The following is a 341-nucleotide window of genomic DNA, read 5'->3' as shown; positions in this document are numbered from 1 at the left end:
CGTGGCGGTCGGCGAGACGATCGAGCGCCGCTCAACCGACGCCTCGACGAATCCGCCATTCGATCCGCTCAGCCATTCGCTTCGCCGGTCGCGAGCACACCGCTCGCGCGCCGCGACGTGAGTGCATGCGCGAGCTTCACGAACGGCGCTTCGCACAGCAGGTAACCGGCCCACGACAACGGGATCAACGGCAGCAGCGGCACGATCATGTAAACGCCGAGCGGCCATCCGACCAGATGAAAGCGCTGGCACAACCAGAACGCCCCAAACAGCGGAAGGCTGTGCAACAGATAGACCGAGTAACTGATCTTGCCGATCCACGCGAGCGGACGGTTGCGCAG

The 341-nt window shown here is 64.5% G+C and carries 1 pseudogene; it reads right to left on the bottom strand.

Features of this window, described 5'->3' with window-relative positions:
• Positions 1–68: 68 nt before the first annotated feature.
• Positions 69–341 (bottom strand): annotated as a pseudogene (locus SB816_RS30370) (acyltransferase); the annotation flags it as partial.

This window comes from Achromobacter sp. SIMBA_011 (genome assembly GCF_046535435.1).
Taxonomy (GTDB): domain Bacteria; phylum Pseudomonadota; class Gammaproteobacteria; order Burkholderiales; family Burkholderiaceae_B; genus Achromobacter; species Achromobacter dolens.
The sequence above is the reverse complement of the archived record's forward strand: the minus strand, read 5'-3'. Positions and strand labels throughout refer to the sequence as shown.